Source organism: Xanthomonas melonis, assembly GCF_020783655.1.
Classification (GTDB): domain Bacteria; phylum Pseudomonadota; class Gammaproteobacteria; order Xanthomonadales; family Xanthomonadaceae; genus Xanthomonas; species Xanthomonas melonis.
Genome location: NZ_JAJGQH010000005.1, coordinates 133,175 through 151,874 on the forward strand (window position 1 = coordinate 133,175; position 18,700 = coordinate 151,874).

The 18,700-nt window shown below is 66.1% G+C and carries 13 protein-coding genes; 2 read left to right on the forward strand and 11 right to left on the reverse strand.

The window, feature by feature from the left end:
• Positions 1–38: 38 nt before the first annotated feature.
• From LL964_RS06730 to LL964_RS06750, 5 genes are all read right to left on the reverse strand, one after another.
• Positions 39–2,204, reverse strand: coding sequence for an ATP-binding protein (locus tag LL964_RS06730; protein ID WP_104588819.1), 2,166 nt, complete (start codon positions 2,202–2,204; stop codon positions 39–41).
• A 2-nt stretch (positions 2,205–2,206) separates the two neighbouring features.
• Positions 2,207–3,343 (reverse strand): cyclic di-GMP phosphodiesterase response regulator RpfG, encoded by a 1,137-nt coding sequence (rpfG, locus tag LL964_RS06735; RefSeq protein ID WP_104588820.1) that lies wholly within the window; start codon positions 3,341–3,343, stop codon positions 2,207–2,209.
• Positions 3,344–3,484: 141 nt separating this feature from the next.
• Positions 3,485–5,002: a lysine--tRNA ligase gene (lysS, locus tag LL964_RS06740; RefSeq protein ID WP_104588821.1), complete on the reverse strand. Its 1,518-nt coding sequence runs from the start codon at positions 5,000–5,002 to the stop codon at positions 3,485–3,487.
• 172 nt (positions 5,003–5,174) lie between these two features.
• Positions 5,175–6,300 (reverse strand): peptide chain release factor 2 gene (gene prfB, locus LL964_RS06745; protein WP_104588822.1). Its coding sequence is split into 2 segments (ribosomal slippage): positions 5,175–6,224 and positions 6,226–6,300, totalling 1,125 coding nucleotides; the frame shifts between segments, so codons are not numbered across the junction.
• 290 nt (positions 6,301–6,590) lie between these two features.
• The gene (locus LL964_RS06750) at positions 6,591–7,538 is read right to left on the reverse strand and encodes a LytTR family DNA-binding domain-containing protein (RefSeq protein ID WP_104588823.1); all 948 of its coding nucleotides are present in this window, start codon (positions 7,536–7,538) and stop codon (positions 6,591–6,593) included.
• Positions 7,539–7,696: 158 nt separating this feature from the next.
• On the opposite strand from LL964_RS06750, the gene LL964_RS06755 reads away from it, so the two are divergent.
• Both LL964_RS06755 and LL964_RS06760 read left to right on the forward strand, forming a co-directional pair.
• Positions 7,697–8,905, forward strand: coding sequence for an acyltransferase family protein (locus LL964_RS06755; RefSeq protein ID WP_104588824.1), 1,209 nt, complete (start codon positions 7,697–7,699; stop codon positions 8,903–8,905).
• Between the two features lie 274 nt (positions 8,906–9,179).
• A complete protein-coding gene (locus tag LL964_RS06760; protein WP_104588825.1) occupies positions 9,180–10,217 on the forward strand; it encodes a DUF1176 domain-containing protein in 1,038 nt (345 codons plus the stop codon).
• 347 nt (positions 10,218–10,564) lie between these two features.
• Here LL964_RS06760 and recJ read toward each other — a convergent pair whose 3' ends face one another.
• Genes recJ through carA form a run of 6 tightly spaced genes read right to left on the reverse strand, consistent with a single transcriptional unit; the run spans position 10,565 to position 18,599 of the window.
• Positions 10,565–12,298, reverse strand: coding sequence for a single-stranded-DNA-specific exonuclease RecJ (recJ, locus tag LL964_RS06765; protein ID WP_104588826.1), 1,734 nt, complete (start codon positions 12,296–12,298; stop codon positions 10,565–10,567).
• Positions 12,295–13,215, reverse strand: coding sequence for a phosphoglycerate mutase (locus LL964_RS06770; RefSeq protein WP_104588827.1), 921 nt, complete (start codon positions 13,213–13,215; stop codon positions 12,295–12,297). Before LL964_RS06770 ends, recJ begins: the two co-directional genes overlap by 4 nt.
• Positions 13,216–13,234: 19 nt before the next feature.
• Positions 13,235–13,699 carry a transcription elongation factor GreA gene (gene greA / locus LL964_RS06775; RefSeq protein WP_208621496.1) on the reverse strand — a complete coding sequence of 155 codons (465 nt, stop codon included), beginning with the start codon at positions 13,697–13,699 and terminating at the stop codon, positions 13,235–13,237.
• A gap of 8 nt (positions 13,700–13,707) precedes the next feature.
• Positions 13,708–16,950, reverse strand: coding sequence for a carbamoyl-phosphate synthase large subunit (gene carB, locus LL964_RS06780; RefSeq protein ID WP_104588829.1), 3,243 nt, complete (start codon positions 16,948–16,950; stop codon positions 13,708–13,710).
• A 3-nt stretch (positions 16,951–16,953) separates the two neighbouring features.
• Complete coding sequence (locus LL964_RS06785) at positions 16,954–17,379, reverse strand: four helix bundle protein (RefSeq protein ID WP_104588830.1); 426 nt, start codon at positions 17,377–17,379, stop codon at positions 16,954–16,956.
• Positions 17,379–18,599, reverse strand: coding sequence for a glutamine-hydrolyzing carbamoyl-phosphate synthase small subunit (gene carA, locus LL964_RS06790; RefSeq protein ID WP_104588831.1), 1,221 nt, complete (start codon positions 18,597–18,599; stop codon positions 17,379–17,381). The genes LL964_RS06785 and carA overlap by 1 nt, the downstream gene beginning before the upstream one ends.
• Between the last annotated feature and the right edge of the window lie 101 nt (positions 18,600–18,700).

Sequence of the window (18,700 nt, forward strand, 5' to 3'; positions counted from 1 at the left end):
AACAAGGGGAATCAGGCCCGGCGTTGCGCCGGGCTTTTTTACGAGACATCTTCGCCGGAATTCTTCTCGAAACGCTCTTTCGCCCGTGACTCGAGTGCAGTTCGGCCCAACTCCAGATTGCGTTGCAACTGGTTGACGCGCGCCTGCCATTCGGACTTGATTTGCGCATCGGACATGCCCATCAGCTCTCCCCCCTGCTGAGCCAGGGTGACCAGACCAAGATTGCTGGCTACCCCCTTGGTGGCATGCGCATGCTCGCGCAGACGCTCCCAATCCGATGCCGCCGCATCGCCAGACATCGCCGCGATGCACGCATCAGCGTCGCTCAGACACTGGCGAATGAACTCCTTTTCGAAATTCTTGCCCATGCCGAGCGAGGCCAGCTCTTCGAGCACAGTGACGTCGAGAATGCCATCGGCGGCCGAACTCACCCGTAGCGGAGGCACAGCCAGTGGGGTGAGTTTGCCCTGGGCGGCAATCTCCGCAAGCGTGTCCAGCAACTTGATGGCGATAACGGGCTTGGCCAGGAAGGCATATGCGCCGGCCTGCTCGCAGCTACGGATCGCTTCCGGCGTCACGTCAGCGCTGAGGACCACCACCGGCGTCCTGGGCTGGCTTCCCGCCTGCATCACACGCAGCTGCTTCAGCAGATCCAGCCCGCTCACTCCCGGCATGTGCAGGTCGACGATGGCGACATCGAAATCGGCGTCGGCAAGCGTATCCAGCACCTGCTCGCCGCCATCGACGCAGGTCACCTTGTGGCCGGCCTTCTGCAGCAGTCGCTGCAGAACCATGCGATTGGCGGCATGGTCGTCGGCCACCAGGATCTGCAACGTACGGACCCGCGCCCGATGGCGCAGGAACGGGTCGGTGAAGGCGATTACGTTGCCGTTGTCGCTCTCGCGCGGCTCACCGCCCTGCGGCAAGGCTGCACCGGAATCCAGCGCCTGCGCGAACGGCAACTCGAACCAGAAGCGACTACCGCCGCCTGGATTTTCCTCGAAGCCGATCTGGCCATCCATCGATTCGACCAGGCCCTTGGCGATGGTCGTGCCCAGCCCGCTTCCCTCGAAGCGCCGCGCCAGCCCGTTGTCCGCCTGTTCGAAGGCCTCGAATAGGCGCGGACGCATTTCGCTCGGCACGCCGATTCCGGTGTCGACGATGTCGAAGCGCAGACGGACCATCCCCTCGCCCGGACGTGCCACGGCGGCGACCGTCACATCGACCTGTCCCTGGTCGGTGAACTTGATCGCATTGCCTGCCAGATTCAGCAGGATCTGGCGCAAATGCCCGGCATCGCCGATCAATGCATCGGGAACGTCCGCGGCAATGGCGACCGCATACGCCAACCCCTTATTGCGCGCCTGCGGCTGAAGGATCAGACCGATGTTGCCCAGCAGGTCGCGTAGAGCGAAGTCGCGCCGTTCAACGCGCACCTTGCCGGCTTCGATCGCCGAGATATCCAGCACCTCTTCCACCAGCGACAGCAGGCTGCGTGCCGATGCCTGGATGGTGTTCAGACATTCGCGCTGTTCCGCATCCAGCCGCGTGGTGGCCAGCACTTCGGTCATTCCGGACAGGCCATTGAGCGGGGTGCGGAACTCGTGGCTCATGTTGGCCAGGAAACGGCTCTTGGCCTCGCTGGCGCGGCGCGCCTCCGCCATCGCCCGCGTGAGCTTGCTCAGCAGGCCGGACAGGTACAACGGAATGGCCGCCAGACCGAGCCATAGCCCGACACCGAGCCCGAAATTGCGCTTCCAGTAGTCGTTGGTGAACAACGTGATGCCAAAGCTCGTCATCGCCATCGCCACGGCCAGATACAGATAGCGGCTGCCGAAGCGCAAGCCGTTGCCTACGGTCACCCACATCACCACGACGTAGATGCAGGCCATCGGCTCTCCGATCGCGCTCATGGCCATGGACATCAGGCCGTAGTCGGCCAGCATCCCGAGGATGCGACGCGGGTGCGAGCGCTGCGGCCTCAGCACGATCCAGGCAAAGATCACCAGTGCCAGCGCCTGGCTGAGCAGGGTCAGTCCGATGACATAGAACACCTGCGTGGCCGGTAGTGCCCAGCGACCGGCGAACAGTGCTTCGTACACCAGAATCAAGGCCACCATCGCAATGCGGATCAGCGCCTGACCATGCTCGCTATCCTGACGGAGTGCGAGCCTGCTGCGCACGTCTCGGAGCATGCCGGACATGCTCACACCCCGGGTCGCGCCGATGCGGTGGAGAATTCCCCGCAGATCTGATCGAGCTGGGCGCGGCCGCGCAACAAGGCATCCACGCACCGCGGGTCGAACAGACGGCCACGCTGGGCATACAGATAGGCCAGTGCTGCATCCATGGTCCATGCTTCCTTGTAGGGGCGCGGCGACAGCAGGGCGTCGAACACGTCCGCCACCGCCACGATGCGTGCTTCCAGCGGGATCGCCTCGCCAACCAGGCCGTCCGGATAACCGGTGCCATCGTAACGCTCGTGATGGCGCAGTGCGATCAGCGCGCCGACCTGGATGAACCGGTTCTGGCTACCGCTGAGCAATTCGTAGCCGATGCGCGGATGGCGTTTCATCACGCTCATCTCGTCGTCGGTGAGCTTGCCCGGCTTGAGCAGCACCGCGTCGGGAATGGCGATCTTGCCCATGTCGTGCAGCGGCGCGGCCATCTCGATGATGCGCACTTCTTCTTCGGACAACCCCAGCTGCTCGGCGATCAGTCCGGCCACGTGCGACATGCGCTCCAGGAACGCACTGGTGCCCGAATCGCGGTATTCGATGGCGCGCGCCAGCCGCGACAGGGTCTCGCGCTCGCGCTCCTCGACCTCGTTCATGCTGGCCAGCAGGCGCTGCTCCAGCGACAGCGCCCGTTGCTTGACGCTCTCGCTCTGCTGGCGCAGCTGCAGCAAGTTGGCGCAGCGCGCGCGCAGTTCGCGCGGGCGGATCGGCTTGACCAGGAAGTCGATCACCCCCGCTTCCAGCGCCGCCTGCCGGATCGGCTCGTCGCCGACGATGGTGATCAGGATAATCGGAATGTCGCGATGGCTGGGCAGCCGGCGCAGGCGCCGCGCGAACTCCAGCCCGTCCATGCCGGGCATGCGGTAGTCGAGCAACAGCAGGTCCACGCGCCCGGCCTCGCACCAGGCCAGCGCGTCCAGCGGATCGCCGAAATCGAACACCTTCAATTCCGGAGCGATATCCTCGATGACATGGCGCAGCATCGTCCGCGCAGACATCTGGTCATCGACAATGACGATGTTCAATCCCAGATCCGCCTTTTCCGCCCAGCTTCCCCATGTATCCGCCGACACCATGCCGCCCGGACTCCCTGAAACATCCTGCATAGCCGTTGCTCCTCTATCACGAGAACGGAAAAGCGATGATGCCGACCCCTGTGTCGACTCCCGGGCACCGCACGCGGTGCCTGGCTCCGCCCTAGCATATGCAGTATCCGTGCCGTCGGCACGCCTGTCGCACAAAAAAAGTCAGGCTTCCGGACGCATGTAAGGGAAAAGCAGGACATCGCGGATCGAGGTGCTGCCGGTCAGCAGCATCACCAGACGATCGATCCCGATGCCCAGGCCGCCGGTCGGCGCCATGCCGTACTCCAACGCACGGATATAGTCGGCGTCGTAATGCATCGCCTCATCGTCGCCGCCGTCCTTGGCCTGCACCTGGGCCTGGAAGCGCGCAGCCTGGTCTTCGGGGTCGTTGAGCTCGGAGAAGCCGTTGGCCAGCTCCTTGCCGTTGATGAAGAGCTCGAAGCGATCGGTGTAGCCCGGTTCGGTGTCGCTGGAACGTGCCAGCGGCGACACCTCGACCGGGTGGTCGGTGATGAAGGTCGGCTGCACCAGGGTGTGCTCGACGGTGGCTTCGAAGATCTCCAGCAGCAGCTTGCCCCAGCCGTAGGACGGCTTGACCCGGATCTTCAGGCGCTCGCAATGCCGCAGCAGCGCCTCACGGTCGGTGCAGTCGGCCACACTGATCTCGGGGTTGTGGTGGCGCACCGCCTCGTCCATGCGCCAGCGCCGGAAAGCCGGCGCCAGATCGATGTCGGCGCCATCCCAGCTCACCTGGGTGGTCCCCAGGACGGTCTGCGCGGTGTCGCGGATCACCTGTTCGGTCAGGTCCATGATCTCGTGGTACGTGGCGTAGGCCTCGTAGAGCTCGAGCATGGTGAATTCGGGGTTGTGCCGGGTCGACACCCCCTCGTTGCGGAAATTGCGATTGATTTCGTACACGCGCTCGAGCCCGCCAACCACCAGGCGCTTGAGATACAGCTCCGGGGCCACGCGCAGGTACAGGTCCAGGTCCAGCGCGTTGTGGTGGGTAGTGAACGGCTTGGCCGTGGCGCCGCCGGGGATGTAATGCATCATCGGCGTCTCCACTTCCAGGAAACGGCGCCCATCCAGCCACGCGCGCAGCGCGCGGATGATCTTGGAGCGCTTGATGAAGACCTCGCGCGCCTCCGGCGTCACGATCAGGTCGACATAGCGCTGGCGGTAGCGCTGCTCCACATCCGACAGCCCGTGCCACTTGTCCGGCAGCGGGCGCAGCGATTTGGTCAGCAGCCGCAACGCACTGGCCTTGACCGACAGCTCGCCGGTCTTGGTGCGGGTCAGCCCGCCCTCCACCGCCACGATGTCGCCCACGTCCCAGCCCTTGAAGGCGGTGTAGGCATCGCCCAGCACGTTGCCCTGCAGGAACAGCTGCACGCGCCCGGACTCGTCCTGGATCTGCGCGAAGCTGGCCTTGCCCATCACCCGCTTGGCCATCAGGCGGCCGGCCATGCGCACGGTGCGTCCGGCCGCTTCCAGCGCGTCGGCCGTCCAGGTGTCGGCATCGGCGAACTCGGCCTGCAGATCGCCGGCGAAGTGCTCACGGACGAAGTCGTTGGGGTATGCGATGCCCTGGCCGCGCAAGGCGCCCAGTTTCGCGCGACGCTCGGCGATGAGGCTGTTCTCGTCGGCGGGGATCTGCGGCGCGGGGGTCTGCTCGGTCATGGCGGGAATCGGTCTACTGGTGGGGCGGGCACTGGCCCGGTGGGGATGACGGCCGGCGATGCCGGCCGGATTGCGACACTGCAGCGGCGGTGTCGCAGATGCTGCGATGGACACTCGCCAGTGGCGGCCAGGCCGTCACCGATGCGAGCAGGTCGCCGCATCGGCGCTGCGGTCAGGCATCCAGGCGTTTGGAGCCTGCCGCCAGGCCGGCCTTCAGGCTGGCCTCGACGAAGTCGTCCAGGTCGCCGTCGAGTACCTTCTGCGTATCGCTGCGTTCGACGCCGGTGCGCAGATCCTTGATGCGGCTCTGGTCGAGCACGTAGTTGCGGATCTGGCTGCCCCAGCCGATGTCGGACTTGGTGGCCTCCAGCGCGTCCTTCTCGGCGTTGCGCTTCTGCACTTCCAGTTCGTACAGCTTGGCGGCCAACATCTTCATCGCGTTATCGCGGTTCTGGTGCTGGCTGCGGCCGGTCTGGCAGGCGACCACGACGCCGGACGGAATATGCGTGATGCGCACCGCCGATTCGGTCTTGTTGACGTGCTGGCCACCGGCGCCAGAGGAGCGATACACGTCGGTGCGCAGGTCGGCCGGGTTGATGTCGATCTCGATGTTGTCGTCCACTTCCGGCGACACGAACACCGAAGTGAAGCTGGTATGCCGGCGGTTGTCCGAGTCGAACGGCGACTTGCGCACCAGCCGGTGCACGCCGATCTCGGTCTTGAGCCAACCGTAGGCGTACTCGCCTTCGATGCGCACGGTGGCCGACTTGATGCCCGCCACTTCGCCGCCGGACACTTCCATCAGCTCGGTCTTCCAGCCGCGCGACTCGGCCCAGCGCAGGTACATGCGCAGCAGAATTTCGGCCCAGTCCTGTGCCTCGGTGCCGCCGGCGCCGGCCTGGATGTCGACGAACGCGTTGGCGCCGTCCATCTGCCCGGAGAACATGCGCTGGAATTCCAGCTTCTCCACGTGCGCCTGGTACTTGTCCAGATCGGCAATCACCGCCACCGCCGTGTCTTCGTCCTGCTCGCTGTCGGCCAGCTCCAGCAGATCGCCGGCATCGGCCAGCCCGGCCAGCACATCGGCAATACCCACGACGGTCTTCTCCAGCATGGAGCGCTCACGCCCCAGGGCCTGGGCACGCTCGGCGTCGTTCCACACATCCGGGCTTTCCAGTTCCCGGCTGACTTCCTCTAGACGCTCTTTCTTGGCGTCGTAGTCAAAGATACCCCCTGAGCGAGAGCACGCGATCGTTGAGATCGGTGATGCGCTGGCGGATCGGATTGGTTTCGATCATGACGAATTTCCGGCAAACAAGCGCGCTAGTTTAGCAAGCGGGCCGCATCCGCGTAACGCGGCAGTGGATGGCGTCCGACCACGGCCCGGCACCACCCCATGAACCGTCCAGCAGCGTGCGAACCCCATCCAGCGCGTAACGCCGCGCACCGGCTGCCTCGCTGGGAAGGACCAGACCCGTCGTTCGGTGTCCCCGGGACCAACGACATCACACGCCGCCGGCGCCTCGATCCTGCACGCCCCTGGGCATGCCCGTGTAGAACACTGCACCGCCGCTGGCGGGCGCATGCTTCAGGCAGTCACCGCGTCCGGCCTGGATGTGCCGACCACCTGGCCGGCCCGCGCGCGCAAGCCGGCCAGATGGCTGCGGCTGCACGGCAACACCGTCGCATCGCGCAGGTGCACGCGCGCGTCGCCGGAATCGGCCGGTTCGATCGCCTGGACCTGGCCCAGATTGACCAGATAGCTGCGGTGGATCCGTACGAAGATAGCCGCGTCCAGTCGGGCCTCGATCGCTGCCATGGTGCTGCGCAGGGGATAGTCGTGACCGCGCACGTGCAGGTTGACGTAGTTGCCGGAGGCCTGGATCCATTCGATATCGGCCGTCGCCACCAGGAAATCGCGGCCGAGCTTGCGCACCAGGAAGCGTTCCGGGCGATCCAGCGGCTCCACCGGCGGCCCCTCGTCCGGCGCGGCGAGCAGATGCGCCTCGCCCTGCCGCCGCCGTGCATACCAGCCCAGTGCGTGCTGCACCGCCACCAATAGCGCAAAGGTACGCAGATCCTTGGATAGCTCATACACCCACTGCAACCAGCCGCCGAAATCGTAGTGCGCGCCGGCCAGTGCGTAGATCAGTTTGCGCACCAGCACCATGCCGGCGACATGCGCCAGCCACCACCCCAGGGCAGCGGCCAGGTACAGCGGCACACGTCGCAGCCAGGCATCGGTATGCAACGGCCAGCGTGCGCATAGCCACAACACCGCCGGCAGCAGCAACAGCGCGGCGGTGGCGCTGCTCAGTTCCCAACTCAGCAACTGCCACAGCACGATCGGTTGGCCGTCGCGGCGCGCAGCCAGACAGGCGGTCCAGACGTTGCCCAGCGCACTCAGGTAAAACACCAGCGACCAGATCGCCACGGCCCAGCGCGTGGCTGCACGGCCGGCCCGGTCCCGGGCGATTGGCGGGCGCGACCCGGTCGATTCCATTGCACACGTCCGCAGTTGGCAGGTGCCGATCATAGAGGCCCGCGCGGCAAGGCGAAACCGCGGCCCCGGCCGTCCCCATTCGTCCCTGGATGGGCGCAACTGGTCACTGCGGGCGGTGTTTCCACCCCTGGCCCCACCTGCGGCAAGGGCTGGTGGGCAGGATGCGTCCACCCCTCCAGCAACCGCCGACCATGACCGAACGCCGCCACGATCTCGATGCCCTGCGCGTCTTCGCCTTCGCCCTGCTGATCCTCTATCACGTGTGCATGGCCTACGTGACCGACTGGGACTTCCATTTGAAGAGTGCCTACACAACCGACTGGCTGCAGCCGCCGATGATTGCGCTCAACCGCTGGCGGATGCCGCTGTTGTTCATGATCTCCGGCATCGCGATCGGCCTCGCACGTGCCGAACGTGCGCCCTGGCAGTTCGCATGGCGGCGCTGCGGGCGCTTGCTGCCGCCCCTGCTGTTCGGCATGTTCGTGGTGGTCTCGGTGCAGGCCTACTGCCAGGGCGTGAGCAACGGCAAGGTGGTCCCCGGCTTTGGCAGCTTCCTGCTGCGCTATTGGCAGGTCCGGCCATGGCCGGCCGGCAGCTTCGACGGCTGGGAACATGGCATCACCTGGAACCACCTGTGGTACCTGGCCTATCTGCTGCCCTACACCTTGGTGTTGATGGCGATGATCGCACTGCGCCGCGCTTTGCCGATCACCCTGCCGCCGCTGCCCGCCTCCATGGCGGTCCCTGCCCTGCTGCTGGTGCCGATCGTGTGGGAAGCCTTCTGTGTGCTGTGGGTGTTGCCACGTCATCCACCGAGCCATGCCCTGGTCGGCGACTGGTTCGTGCATGCCGAATCGTTCCCACTGTTCGTGCTTGGGTATGTGCTGGCCCACGCCGCCCGGTTCTGGACGTGGGCGGTGCAGTTGCGCTGGCCGACACTGCTTGCCGCGCTGCTGGCGATCGCCACCGAGCTGAGCATTCGTCACCTGGGCCGTACCCTGGATACGGCCCAGCTCAGCGCGACACTGGCCAGCGTGCGCTGGGATGTGATCGAACGGCTGGCGCGCGCGGCCTATACCTGGCTGGCCTTGCTGGCGCTGCTGGGGTGGGCACGGCATCGTCTGGACCGCCCGTTCGCCTTGCTGCCGTATTGCACCCAGGCGGTGTTTCCCTGGTACATCCTGCACCAGAGCCTGATCATCCTGGCGCTGTACTGGCTGGCACCGCTGCAGTTGGGTCCCTGGCTGGAGCCGGCGCTGGTACTGCTCATCACCGTGGCGGGTTGCCTGCTGTTGCACGAAACCCTGATCCGCCGCGTGCGCTGGTTGCGGCCGTTGTTCGGCATGCCGATGCGCGAGCCCGCTGCCCGCACACACGTAACGACCCCGGCGGCGGCATAGCCGTGCATGGCGAAGTCGCGCGTGTCCGTGCACGACTTGGCTCCATCGATGTATCGCGCCGAGCAGCCATGATGCGATGTGGAGAATCCATATACGAACATGCCGCTGCGTGTAACACGACCGGACCGGGTGCCATCACCGCCTGCACGCAGCGCTGCTGCAGGCGACGTGCTTCCACACCATGAATGACGATCACCACCGATGGACGGGCTGGCTGGACGCACCGCACATGGCATCGCAAGATGCCCGCCCGACCTGCGTTCAAGGAACCACGATGCGCCCCGCCCTGCTTGCCGCATCATTGCTGCTCAGCTCCATGGTTGCCCAGGCCGCACCGGCCACCAGCGTCGACTTCACCCATGACGACTGGACCATCGCCTGCGACAACACCCGTATCTGCCGCGCCGCCGGCTATCAGCCGGACGAGGGCGAGCACCTGCCCGTATCGGTGTTACTGACCCGTAAAGCCGGTGCCGGCCAGGCGGTCACCGCAGAACTGATGCTGGGCCAGTACGACGAGGTCAAACTGCCGGCTTCGCTCAGCCTGCAGATCGATCAGCGCAATCTGGGCAAGCTGGCGCTGGACGGCAACAGCGGCACCGCGTCGCTGAGCGGCGCCCAGGTCGCCGCACTGCTGGCGGCCTTGCCGCGCAGCAGCACGATCGTCGCACTCGGCAACGATGGCCGCCGCTGGCAGCTGTCCGACAAGGGCGCGTCGGCCGTCTTGCTGAAGATGGATGAGTTCCAGGGCCGGCTGGGCACGCGCGGCGCGCTGGTGCGCAAGGGCGACCGCGACGAATCCGCCGTGCTGCCACCGCTGCCGGTACCGCAGGTCCGCGAGGCCAGGCTGGCCGCGCCGCAGGCAGGCGACGCACGCCTGGCCACGTCGCCGGCGCTGTATCAGGCCCTGCGTGCCAGCCTGCCTGCCGATGAGCAATGCAAGGGCCTGGAGCCCGGCGATGCATCGGAACCACTGACCATCACCCGCCTGAGCAGCGACAAGCTGCTGGTCTCCACTGCATGCTGGACGGGGGCCTATAACGCTGGCAGCGGCTTCTGGGTGGTCAATGCACGCGCGCCGTTCGCGCCGACCCTGATCACCCTGCAGGGCAGCGACCTGGATGGCGCCACCATCGTGGCCTCGCACAAGGGCCGCGGGCTGGGCGATTGCTACAGCCACGCCGCGTGGACCTGGGATGGACGCCGCTTCGTGCAGACCTCCGAATCCACCTCGGGCCTCTGCCGACTGGTCTCTGCCGGTGGCGCGTGGGAGCTGCCGACCGTAGTCACCGAAGTCAAGCCGTCGCATTGATCGAAGCGCCGGCAGTGCATGCCTGCGCTGGCTTGCGAGAGGACCAATGGCGATGATGGATACGCGTGGCGGAATGGATGCCGCCATTGAGCCTCCATCGACGGGTTCACGGCGTGTCCCGCGAGCGGTGAGGGTATCGCACACTCGACGCTGCGCATTTGCTGCAGGGCCCTTGCCCGCCCACCATCGCGGGACACGCTGCAAGTACGTCCTTGTAAGCTCCCTGGCGGCCTCCATGCCGCCAAGGGTCCGGCGACGGTGGGCGGGCAAGGACCAGTCGAGATGGTCGGTTTGTCAGGGCAAGCGATACTGATTGCGGTGCCTGGATAACGACGCGCGCGAAGCTCTCAGCCTGTTGCCGGTTCGCAATGCTCGATGATCAACTGCACCGCGGTGCCGCCGCGGTAGTCGTCGCTGACCAGCCGATAGGCGATGTGCAGGACGCGCGCCGGCGCGCTACCCTGCCAGCCGTTGAAATGGATGGCATTGAGCGGCTCGGCACGGCCGGCGCAACGCAGCGTCAGCTTGAGGTGGCGCTCCTTGAGCACGCGATGCTGCAGCACTTCGAACTGCCCATCGAACAGTGGCTCGGGAAAGCCCTGCCCCCACGGGCCGGCCACGCGCAGCGCTTCGGCATGCAGGTGATCGAGTTCGTGCGCGGCCAGTTCGCCGTCGCTGTGCAGTTCGGCCTGCAACAGCGAGGCGTCCACCATCGCCTGCACCTGCGAACGAAACGCCTGCTCGAAGGTCGGCAACGCGGCAAGTTCGATACTCAGCCCGGCCGCCATCGCATGCCCGCCGAATTTCTGGATCAGGCCGGGATGGCGCGCATCCACCGCCGCCAGTACATCGCGGATATGCAGGCCCGGAATCGAGCGCGCGGAGCCGCGCAACTGGCTGCTGCCCGGCTCAGCCGGCGCCAGCGCGATCACCGGGCGGTGCAGCCGATCCTTCAGCTTGGAGGCCACCAGACCGATCACGCCCGGATGCCAGTCCGGGTCGAACAGGCAGGCGGCGATCGGCAAGACGCCGTCGGCGTCCAGCACCACCTTCGCCACCGCCTGCTCGGCATCGTCGGTCATCAACTGCTGCACCGCACGGCGTTCGGCGTTGATCTCTTCCAGGGTGCCTGCGATCTCGCGTGCGCGGTTCCAGTCCTCGCAGAGCAACAATTCGATGCCTAGCGCCATGTCTTCGAGACGGCCAGCCGCATTCAAGCGTGGGCCGAGCGCGAACCCGATATCGCTGGCGCTCAGCCGCGCCGCATCGCGGCCGCTGGCATCGATCAAGGCACGCAGGCCGATGCAGCCGCGCCCCTCGCGCAGGCGCCGCAGGCCGGCCGATACCAGCGCGCGGTTATTGGTGTCCAGCGGTACCAGGTCGGCCACCGTGCCGACCGCCACCAGATCCAGCAGCGCTGACAGATCCGGTTCGGTGCGGTCGGCGAACACGCCACGCGCGCGCAGCACGCCACGCAAGGCCAGCAGCACGTAGAAGATCACGCCCACGCCGGCCAGGCTTTTGCTCGGGAAATCGTCGACGGCCAGATTCGGATCCACGATCGCATCGGCCGGCGGCAACACCTCGCCCGGCAGATGGTGGTCGGTGACCAGCACCGTCCAGCCACGCGCCTTGGCCGCGGCCACGCCGGCATGACAGGCGATGCCGTGATCGACGGTGACCAGCACGTCCGGCTGCAACGCGGCCAGTTCATCGACCAACGCAGGCGACAGGCCATACCCATGCACCATGCGATTGGGCACGGCGTGATGCACATCCAGTGCGCCCAGCATACGCAGGCCGCGCACGCCGACCGCACAGGCGGTGGCGCCATCGCAATCGAAATCGCCCACCACCAGGATGCGCCGTTGCTGGGCGATCGCATCGGCCAGCAAGGTGGCGGCCACGGCGCTGTTGTGCAGCCGCTCCGGCGACAGCAACTGCCCCAGCCGCGGCTGCGCGCCCTGCGCATCGGTCACCCCGCGCGCGGCGTAGAGGCGGCGCAGCAGCGGCAACATCGCATCGGGCCAGCTACCGGCCTGCCCCGCCGGGCGCCGGACGATCCGTGGGCTGGCCGTCATTGCGCCAGCTGTATCCGAGACGAACGCCAGAACCGCCAGCGCTGCGTGCGCGTCAGCGACAGCGTTTCGCCATCCTGGAAATCCAGTACCAGCCGATCCAGTTCGCCGCGCGCCATCGCCGCCAGCAGCGGAGCCACCGCGTCATCGCCGAATTGCTGCAGCGAGCGCAGATGGCGCAGATCCACCAGCGCATCCACGCGTTGTTCGCCCTGCGCATCGGCGCCGGCCGCCAGGGCCAGCGCACGCAGCAGCGACTCACGGCTGCGTACCTGGCGATGCGGCGAGGTCACCGCTTGCGGCAGCACTCCGCCACCCCAGAACCACAACGAATTGATCGCGGGTTTGCCGCTGGCCACACGCCCCTGGTTCCAGGGATGCTGGTGCAGCAGCACCTGCGCTTCGGTCAACAGCGCACGCCAGCGCCGGCCAAGATCGCCGGCCGGCAAATGGTCGAACAGGTCATCGCCGATCGCCACATCCGGCGGCACGAACTCGGGCAGCTTGGCATCGGGCGAGAGCCGCAGATACCAGCGCGACGGCGTGGGGGCATCGAGCAGGAATCCCGCATCGCCGAACATCGGCTTGAGGATCGGCAGCAGCATCGCCAGGTCTTCGGCAGTGGCACCGAGCGCTTCGCCGTAGCCCATCAGCCGCGCGCCCTGCATGTCCGGCACCACATAGGCCGGATCGGCGCGTACCCAGGTCGCGCCGGCCGCATCGCCGGCGTCCAGCTGCCGGGTCAGCGCGGCCACCGGCCAGTGCGCGGGCGTCAGCGTGAAGTGCCGCTGCAGCTGCGCCACCTCGCCGGCAGTGGCATCGTGCCGGTCGGCGCGCGCCAACGCGCGCGTCACCGCCGCGGTGTCCAGGGTTCCGGGCAGGCGGCGTTTTTCCGGCAGCAGCAGCGTGGCGGTTGTCATCGCGTGGACGTTCCTGGAATCAATCCAGGTAGGCGACGCTGACCACTTCGTATTCGCGCTGGCCGGCCGGCGCGTCGATGGTCACCGCATCGCCTTCCAGCTTGCCGATCAGGGCGCGTGCCAGCGGCGAGGAGATGGCGATCAGGCCCATCTTGATATCGGCTTCCAGGTCACCAACGATCTGGTAGCGCTTCTCTTCGTCGGTTTCGACGTCGGCCAGCGTCACCGTGGCACCGAACACGATCTTGCTGCCGGCGCCGAGCTTGGTGATGTCGATGATCTCCGCGTGCGAGAGCTCGCTCTCCAGCTGCTTGATGCGGCCTTCGATGAAGCCCTGCTGCTCACGCGCGGCGTGATACTCGGCGTTTTCCTTCAGATCGCCATGTCCGCGCGCCTCGGCGATTGCGGCGATCACCTCCGGACGCTTGACCGACTTCAGCTGATCGAGTTCCTCGCGCAGCCGCTGCGCGCCTTTGGCGGTGATGGGTGCTCTCATGCTTGTAGCTCCTTGTGCAGTTCCTGCAGCGACCAGACGGGGCCGGTGCCGCGGAATTCCAGCGAATGCACCAGCGCCTTGGCGCCGGCGACAGTGGTCGAATAGGTTACCCGGTGCTGCAGCGCTTCACGCCGAATCGAGAACGAGTCGGAGATGGCGGCGCGGCCTTCGGTGGTGTTGACGATATAGACGATCTCGCCGTTCTTGATCGAATCGACGATATGCGGGCGGCCCTCGGCGACCTTGTTGACGATCTCGCAGCTCAGCCCGTTCTGCTGCAGCCAGGCACCGGTACCGCGGGTGGCCACCAGGGTGAAGCCGCGTTCCACCAGCGCCTGCGCCACCGGCAGCACGCGCTGCTTGTCCGGATCGCGCACCGATACGAAGGCCTTGCCCACCGGCGGCGCCTTGATGCCACCGGCTTCCTGCGCACGCGCGAATGCGGCACTGAAGCTGCGGCCCACGCCCATCACCTCACCGGTGGAGCGCATCTCCGGCCCGAGGATCGGGTCCACGCCCTGGAACTTGGCGAACGGGAAGATCGCTTCCTTCACCGAGTAGTAGTCCGGCACGATTTCCTTGGTGGCGCCCTGCTCGGCCAGCGTCTTGCCGGCCATGCAACGCGCGGCGATCTTGGCCAGCGGCATGCCGATGGCCTTGGACACGAACGGCACCGTGCGCGATGCGCGCGGATTGACCTCCAGCAGATACACGATGTCGTCGCCCGCATCGTTGACCTGGACCGCGAACTGGGTGTTCATCAGGCCGACGACATTCAGGCCTTCGGCCAGCATCACCACCTGGCGACGCAGTTCGGCCTGGGTCTTGGGCGAGAGCGAGTACGGTGGCAGCGAGCAGGACGAATCGCCCGAATGCACACCGGCTTCCTCGATGTGTTCCATCACCCCGCCGATCAGCACCTTGCCGTCCTTGTCGGCAATGATGTCCACGTCCACTTCCACCGCGTTGTCGAGGAAGCGGTCCAGCAGCACTGGCGAATCGTTGGACACCTTGACCGCGTCGCGCACGTAGCGCGCCAGGTCGGATTCGCCGTACACGATCTCCATCGCACGGCCGCCCAGCACGTAGCTCGGGCGCACCACCAGCGGGTAGCCGATCTCGCGCGCCAGCACCAGGGCCTCTTCGGCATTGCGGGCGATGCGGTTCGGTGGCTGCTTCAGGCCCAGCTTGTCGACCAGCTGCTGGAAGCGCTCGCGGTCCTCGGCCAGGTCGATCGAATCCGGCGACGTGCCGATCACCGGCACGCCATTGGCTTCCAGCGCACGCGCCAGCTTCAACGGGGTCTGCCCGCCGTACTGCACGATCACGCCCTTGGGCTGCTCCAGCTCGACGATCTCCAGCACGTCTTCCAGCGTCAGCGGCTCGAAGTACAGGCGGTCGGAGGTGTCGTAGTCGGTGGACACGGTCTCCGGGTTGCAATTGACCATGATGGTCTCGAAACCATCGTCGCGTAGCGCCAAGGCCGCGTGTACGCAGCAGTAATCGAACTCGATGCCCTGGCCGATGCGGTTGGGGCCACCGCCGAGGATCATGATCTTGTCGCGACCGGTAGGCAGCGCCTCGCATTCGTCCTCGTAGGTCGAATACAGGTAGGCGGTGCTGGTAGCGAATTCGGCTGCGCACGAGTCCACGCGCTTGTAGACCGGGCGCACTTTGAGCGCACGCCGCAAGGTGCGCACCGATTCCTCGTTGCTGCCGGTGAGCTGGGCCAGACGCGCATCGGAGAACCCGGCGCGCTTGAGCGTGCGCAGACGCGCTGCATCCAGCGCCGCCATGCCGTCGTCGGCCAGTTGCTGTTCGTGGCCGATGAGCTCTTCGATCTGGTCCAGGAACCAGGGGTCGATGAACGAGAGCGCGTAGACCTCGTCCACCGTCATGCCGGCCCGGAAGGCATCGGCCACGTAGAACAACCGCTCCGGGCCCGGTGCCTTGAGCTCGCGCTTGAGCACGACCAGATCGTCTTCGCTGCCCAGATCCAGGCCGGTCGGATCCAGCCCGATCTTGCCGGTTTCCAGGCCACGCAGCGCCTTCTGCAGCGATTCGGAGAACGTGCGGCCCATCGCCATCACCTCGCCGACCGACTTCATCTGCGTGGTCAGGCGCGCATCGGCCTGCGGGAACTTCTCGAACGCAAAGCGTGGAATCTTGGTGACCACGTAGTCGATCGACGGTTCGAACGAGGCCGGGGTCAGCCCACCGGTGATCTCGTTGCGCAACTCATCCAGCGTATAGCCCACCGCCAGCTTGGCCGCGACCTTGGCGATCGGAAAGCCGGTGGCCTTGGAGGCCAGCGCCGAGGAGCGCGAGACGCGCGGATTCATTTCGATCACCACCACCCGGCCGGTGGTCGGGCTGATGCCGAACTGCACGTTCGACCCGCCGGTGTCCACGCCGATCTTGCGCAGCACCGCGATCGAGGCATCGCGCAGGCGCTGGTATTCCTTGTCGGTCAGCGTCTGCGCCGGTGCCACGGTGATCGAATCGCCGGTGTGCACGCCCATCGGATCGAGGTTCTCGATCGAACAGACGATGATGCAGTTGTCCGCGGTATCGCGGACCACTTCCATCTCGAATTCCTTCCAGCCCAGCACCGATTCTTCCACCAGTACCTCGGTGGTCGGCGACAGCTCCAGACCGCGGCCGACGATCTCGATCAGCTCTTCGCGGTTATAGGCGATGCCGCCGCCACTGCCGCCCAGGGTGAAGCTGGGGCGGATGATGGTCGGGTAGCCGACGCGGGTCTGGATATCCAGCGCTTCTTCCAGCGTGTGCGCCACTTCGGCCTTGGGACATTCCAGGCCGATCTCGCCCATCGCCACGCGGAACAGCTCGCGGTCTTCGGCCATGCGGATCGCTTCGCGCTTGGCGCCGATCAGTTCGACGTCGTACTTCTCCAGCACGCCGTGATCGGCCAGATCCAGCGCGCAGTTCAGTGCGGTCTGCCCGCCCATGGTCGGCAGCAGCGCATCGGGCCGTTCCTTGGCGATGATCTTCTCGACCGTCTGCCAGTTGATCGGCTCGATGTACACGGCGTCGGCCATGTTCGGGTCGGTCATGATCGTGGCCGGGTTGCTGTTGACCAGCACCACGCGGTAGCCCTCGTCGCGCAACGCCTTGCACGCCTGCGCGCCGGAGTAATCGAACTCGCAGGCCTGGCCGATGACGATCGGGCCGGCGCCGATGATGAGGATGGTTTTAAGGTCGGTACGACGTGGCATTTTTCAGTAATCCTCAACGTTCTCTGAGATGCGGGACCCGGGACCCGGGACTCGGGACCCGGATTCAAGCCGACGCTGCAGTGACTGCTGCAATCTGGAAAGCATTTGACTCACACGCTCGCAGAGCTGCAGCGCGCTGTTCAGTCCTGCAGGCTCGCCCATTGCAAGCCTTTCGACGAGTAGCAACTGGGTCTGCAGTTCGGCGCACGACCCCATGGCGATCGCGACGAAACGTGCGTAATCCCGCGTAAAGCCTCGTGCATTGCCTTCGGCGATATTGGAAGGAATCGACACCGCGGAGCGCTGAAGTTGTGCTGTCAGACCGTAACGCTCGACAGCCGGCAACGATGCAGTAAGCAAATACACATCTTCGGCGAGCTGCATCGACAGCTGCCACATTTCGAGCTCCCGAAAATGGGAGACCGCCATCAAACTGCCTTCTCCGGGTCCCGGGTCCCGGGTCCCGGGTCCCGACGTGCAGCGTCCCGCATCAGCGCCGTAAACCGGTCGAACAATGGCCCCACATCGCGCGGGCCCGGCGATGCTTCCGGGTGGCCCTGGAACGAGAACGCCGGTGCGTCGGTGAGCGCGATGCCCTGATTGGTGCCGTCGAACAGCGAACGGTGAGTCACGCGCACATTGGCCGGCAGCGTGCTCTCGTCCACGGCGAAACCATGGTTCTGCGAGGTGATCATCACCCGACCGCCATCCAGATCCTGCACCGGGTGATTGGCGCCGTGGTGGCCGGTGGTCATCTTGAGCGTCCTGGCGCCGGTGGCCAGCGCCAGCAGCTGATGCCCCAGGCAGATGCCGAAGGTCGGCACCTTCCTGGCGACCAATTCCTTGATCGCGGCGATGGCGTAATCGCAGGGCTCCGGATCGCCTGGGCCGTTGGACAGGAACACGCCGTCTGGATTCATCGCCAGAACCTCGGCCACCGGGGTCTGTGCCGGCACCACGGTGACGTCGCAACCGCGCTCGGCGAGCATGCGCAGGATGTTGAGCTTCACGCCGTAGTCATAGGCGACAACTTTGAATGCGAGTCCCTCGCCAGAGCCCGCACTTCCATGTGCGGACTTTCCACTATTCAATGCACCGAGACCCAGAAAGGCGCCTGAGTTCAGGTCCAGCTGGCCTTCCTGCCAGGTGTAGCTGGTCTCGGTCGAAACCACCTTGGCCAGGTCCATGCCCTTCAGGCCGGGAAACTTGCGCGCGGCTTCCAGTGCGGTGTCGACGTCGATCTCGCCGGCCATCAGCGCGCCGTTCTGCGCACCTTTTTCGCGCAGCAGACGGGTGAGCTTGCGGGTATCGATGCCGGAGATGGCCACCACACCACGTGCCTGCAACCATTCCGGCAGGGCCACCTGGCTGCGCCAGTTGCTGGGACGGCGCGGCACATTGCGCACGATCAGGCCGGCGGCCCAGATCTTGCTGGCCTCGTCGTCCTGGTCGGTGAAGCCGGTGTTGCCGATATGCGGATAGGTCAGCGTGACCATCTGGCGGGCGTAGGAGGGATCGGTCAGGACTTCCTGGTAACCGGTCATGGCGGTGTTGAACACCACTTCGCCGACGGAAAGCCCGTTGGCGCCTACGGATTCGCCCTCGAACACGGTGCCGTCTTCGAGGACAAGGATTGCGGGTTGGGTCACGTGGGGTCTCGCTCTGGCTGCCTGGGACTCCGATGCGCTCCCGGCCAAATTCCGGTTGCAGCAAAGCGCGGACGCGGTGCTGAGGACCGGTCCGACGCTGG

Excerpts from the sequence above, each read along its gene's own strand:
- LL964_RS06730 (WP_104588819.1), bottom strand. The coding sequence starts at position 2,204 with ATGTCCGGCATGCTCCGAGACGTGCGCAGCAGGCTCGCACTCCGTCAG.
- rpfG (WP_104588820.1), bottom strand. The coding sequence starts at position 3,343 with ATGCAGGATGTTTCAGGGAGTCCGGGCGGCATGGTGTCGGCGGATACA.
- lysS (WP_104588821.1), bottom strand. The coding sequence starts at position 5,002 with ATGACCGAGCAGACCCCCGCGCCGCAGATCCCCGCCGACGAGAACAGC.
- LL964_RS06750 (WP_104588823.1), bottom strand. The coding sequence starts at position 7,538 with ATGATCGGCACCTGCCAACTGCGGACGTGTGCAATGGAATCGACCGGG.
- LL964_RS06755 (WP_104588824.1), top strand. The coding sequence starts at position 7,697 with ATGACCGAACGCCGCCACGATCTCGATGCCCTGCGCGTCTTCGCCTTC.
- LL964_RS06760 (WP_104588825.1), top strand. The coding sequence starts at position 9,180 with ATGCGCCCCGCCCTGCTTGCCGCATCATTGCTGCTCAGCTCCATGGTT.
- recJ (WP_104588826.1), bottom strand. The coding sequence starts at position 12,298 with ATGACGGCCAGCCCACGGATCGTCCGGCGCCCGGCGGGGCAGGCCGGT.
- LL964_RS06770 (WP_104588827.1), bottom strand. The coding sequence starts at position 13,215 with ATGACAACCGCCACGCTGCTGCTGCCGGAAAAACGCCGCCTGCCCGGA.
- carB (WP_104588829.1), bottom strand. The coding sequence starts at position 16,950 with ATGCCACGTCGTACCGACCTTAAAACCATCCTCATCATCGGCGCCGGC.
- LL964_RS06785 (WP_104588830.1), bottom strand. The coding sequence starts at position 17,379 with ATGGCGGTCTCCCATTTTCGGGAGCTCGAAATGTGGCAGCTGTCGATG.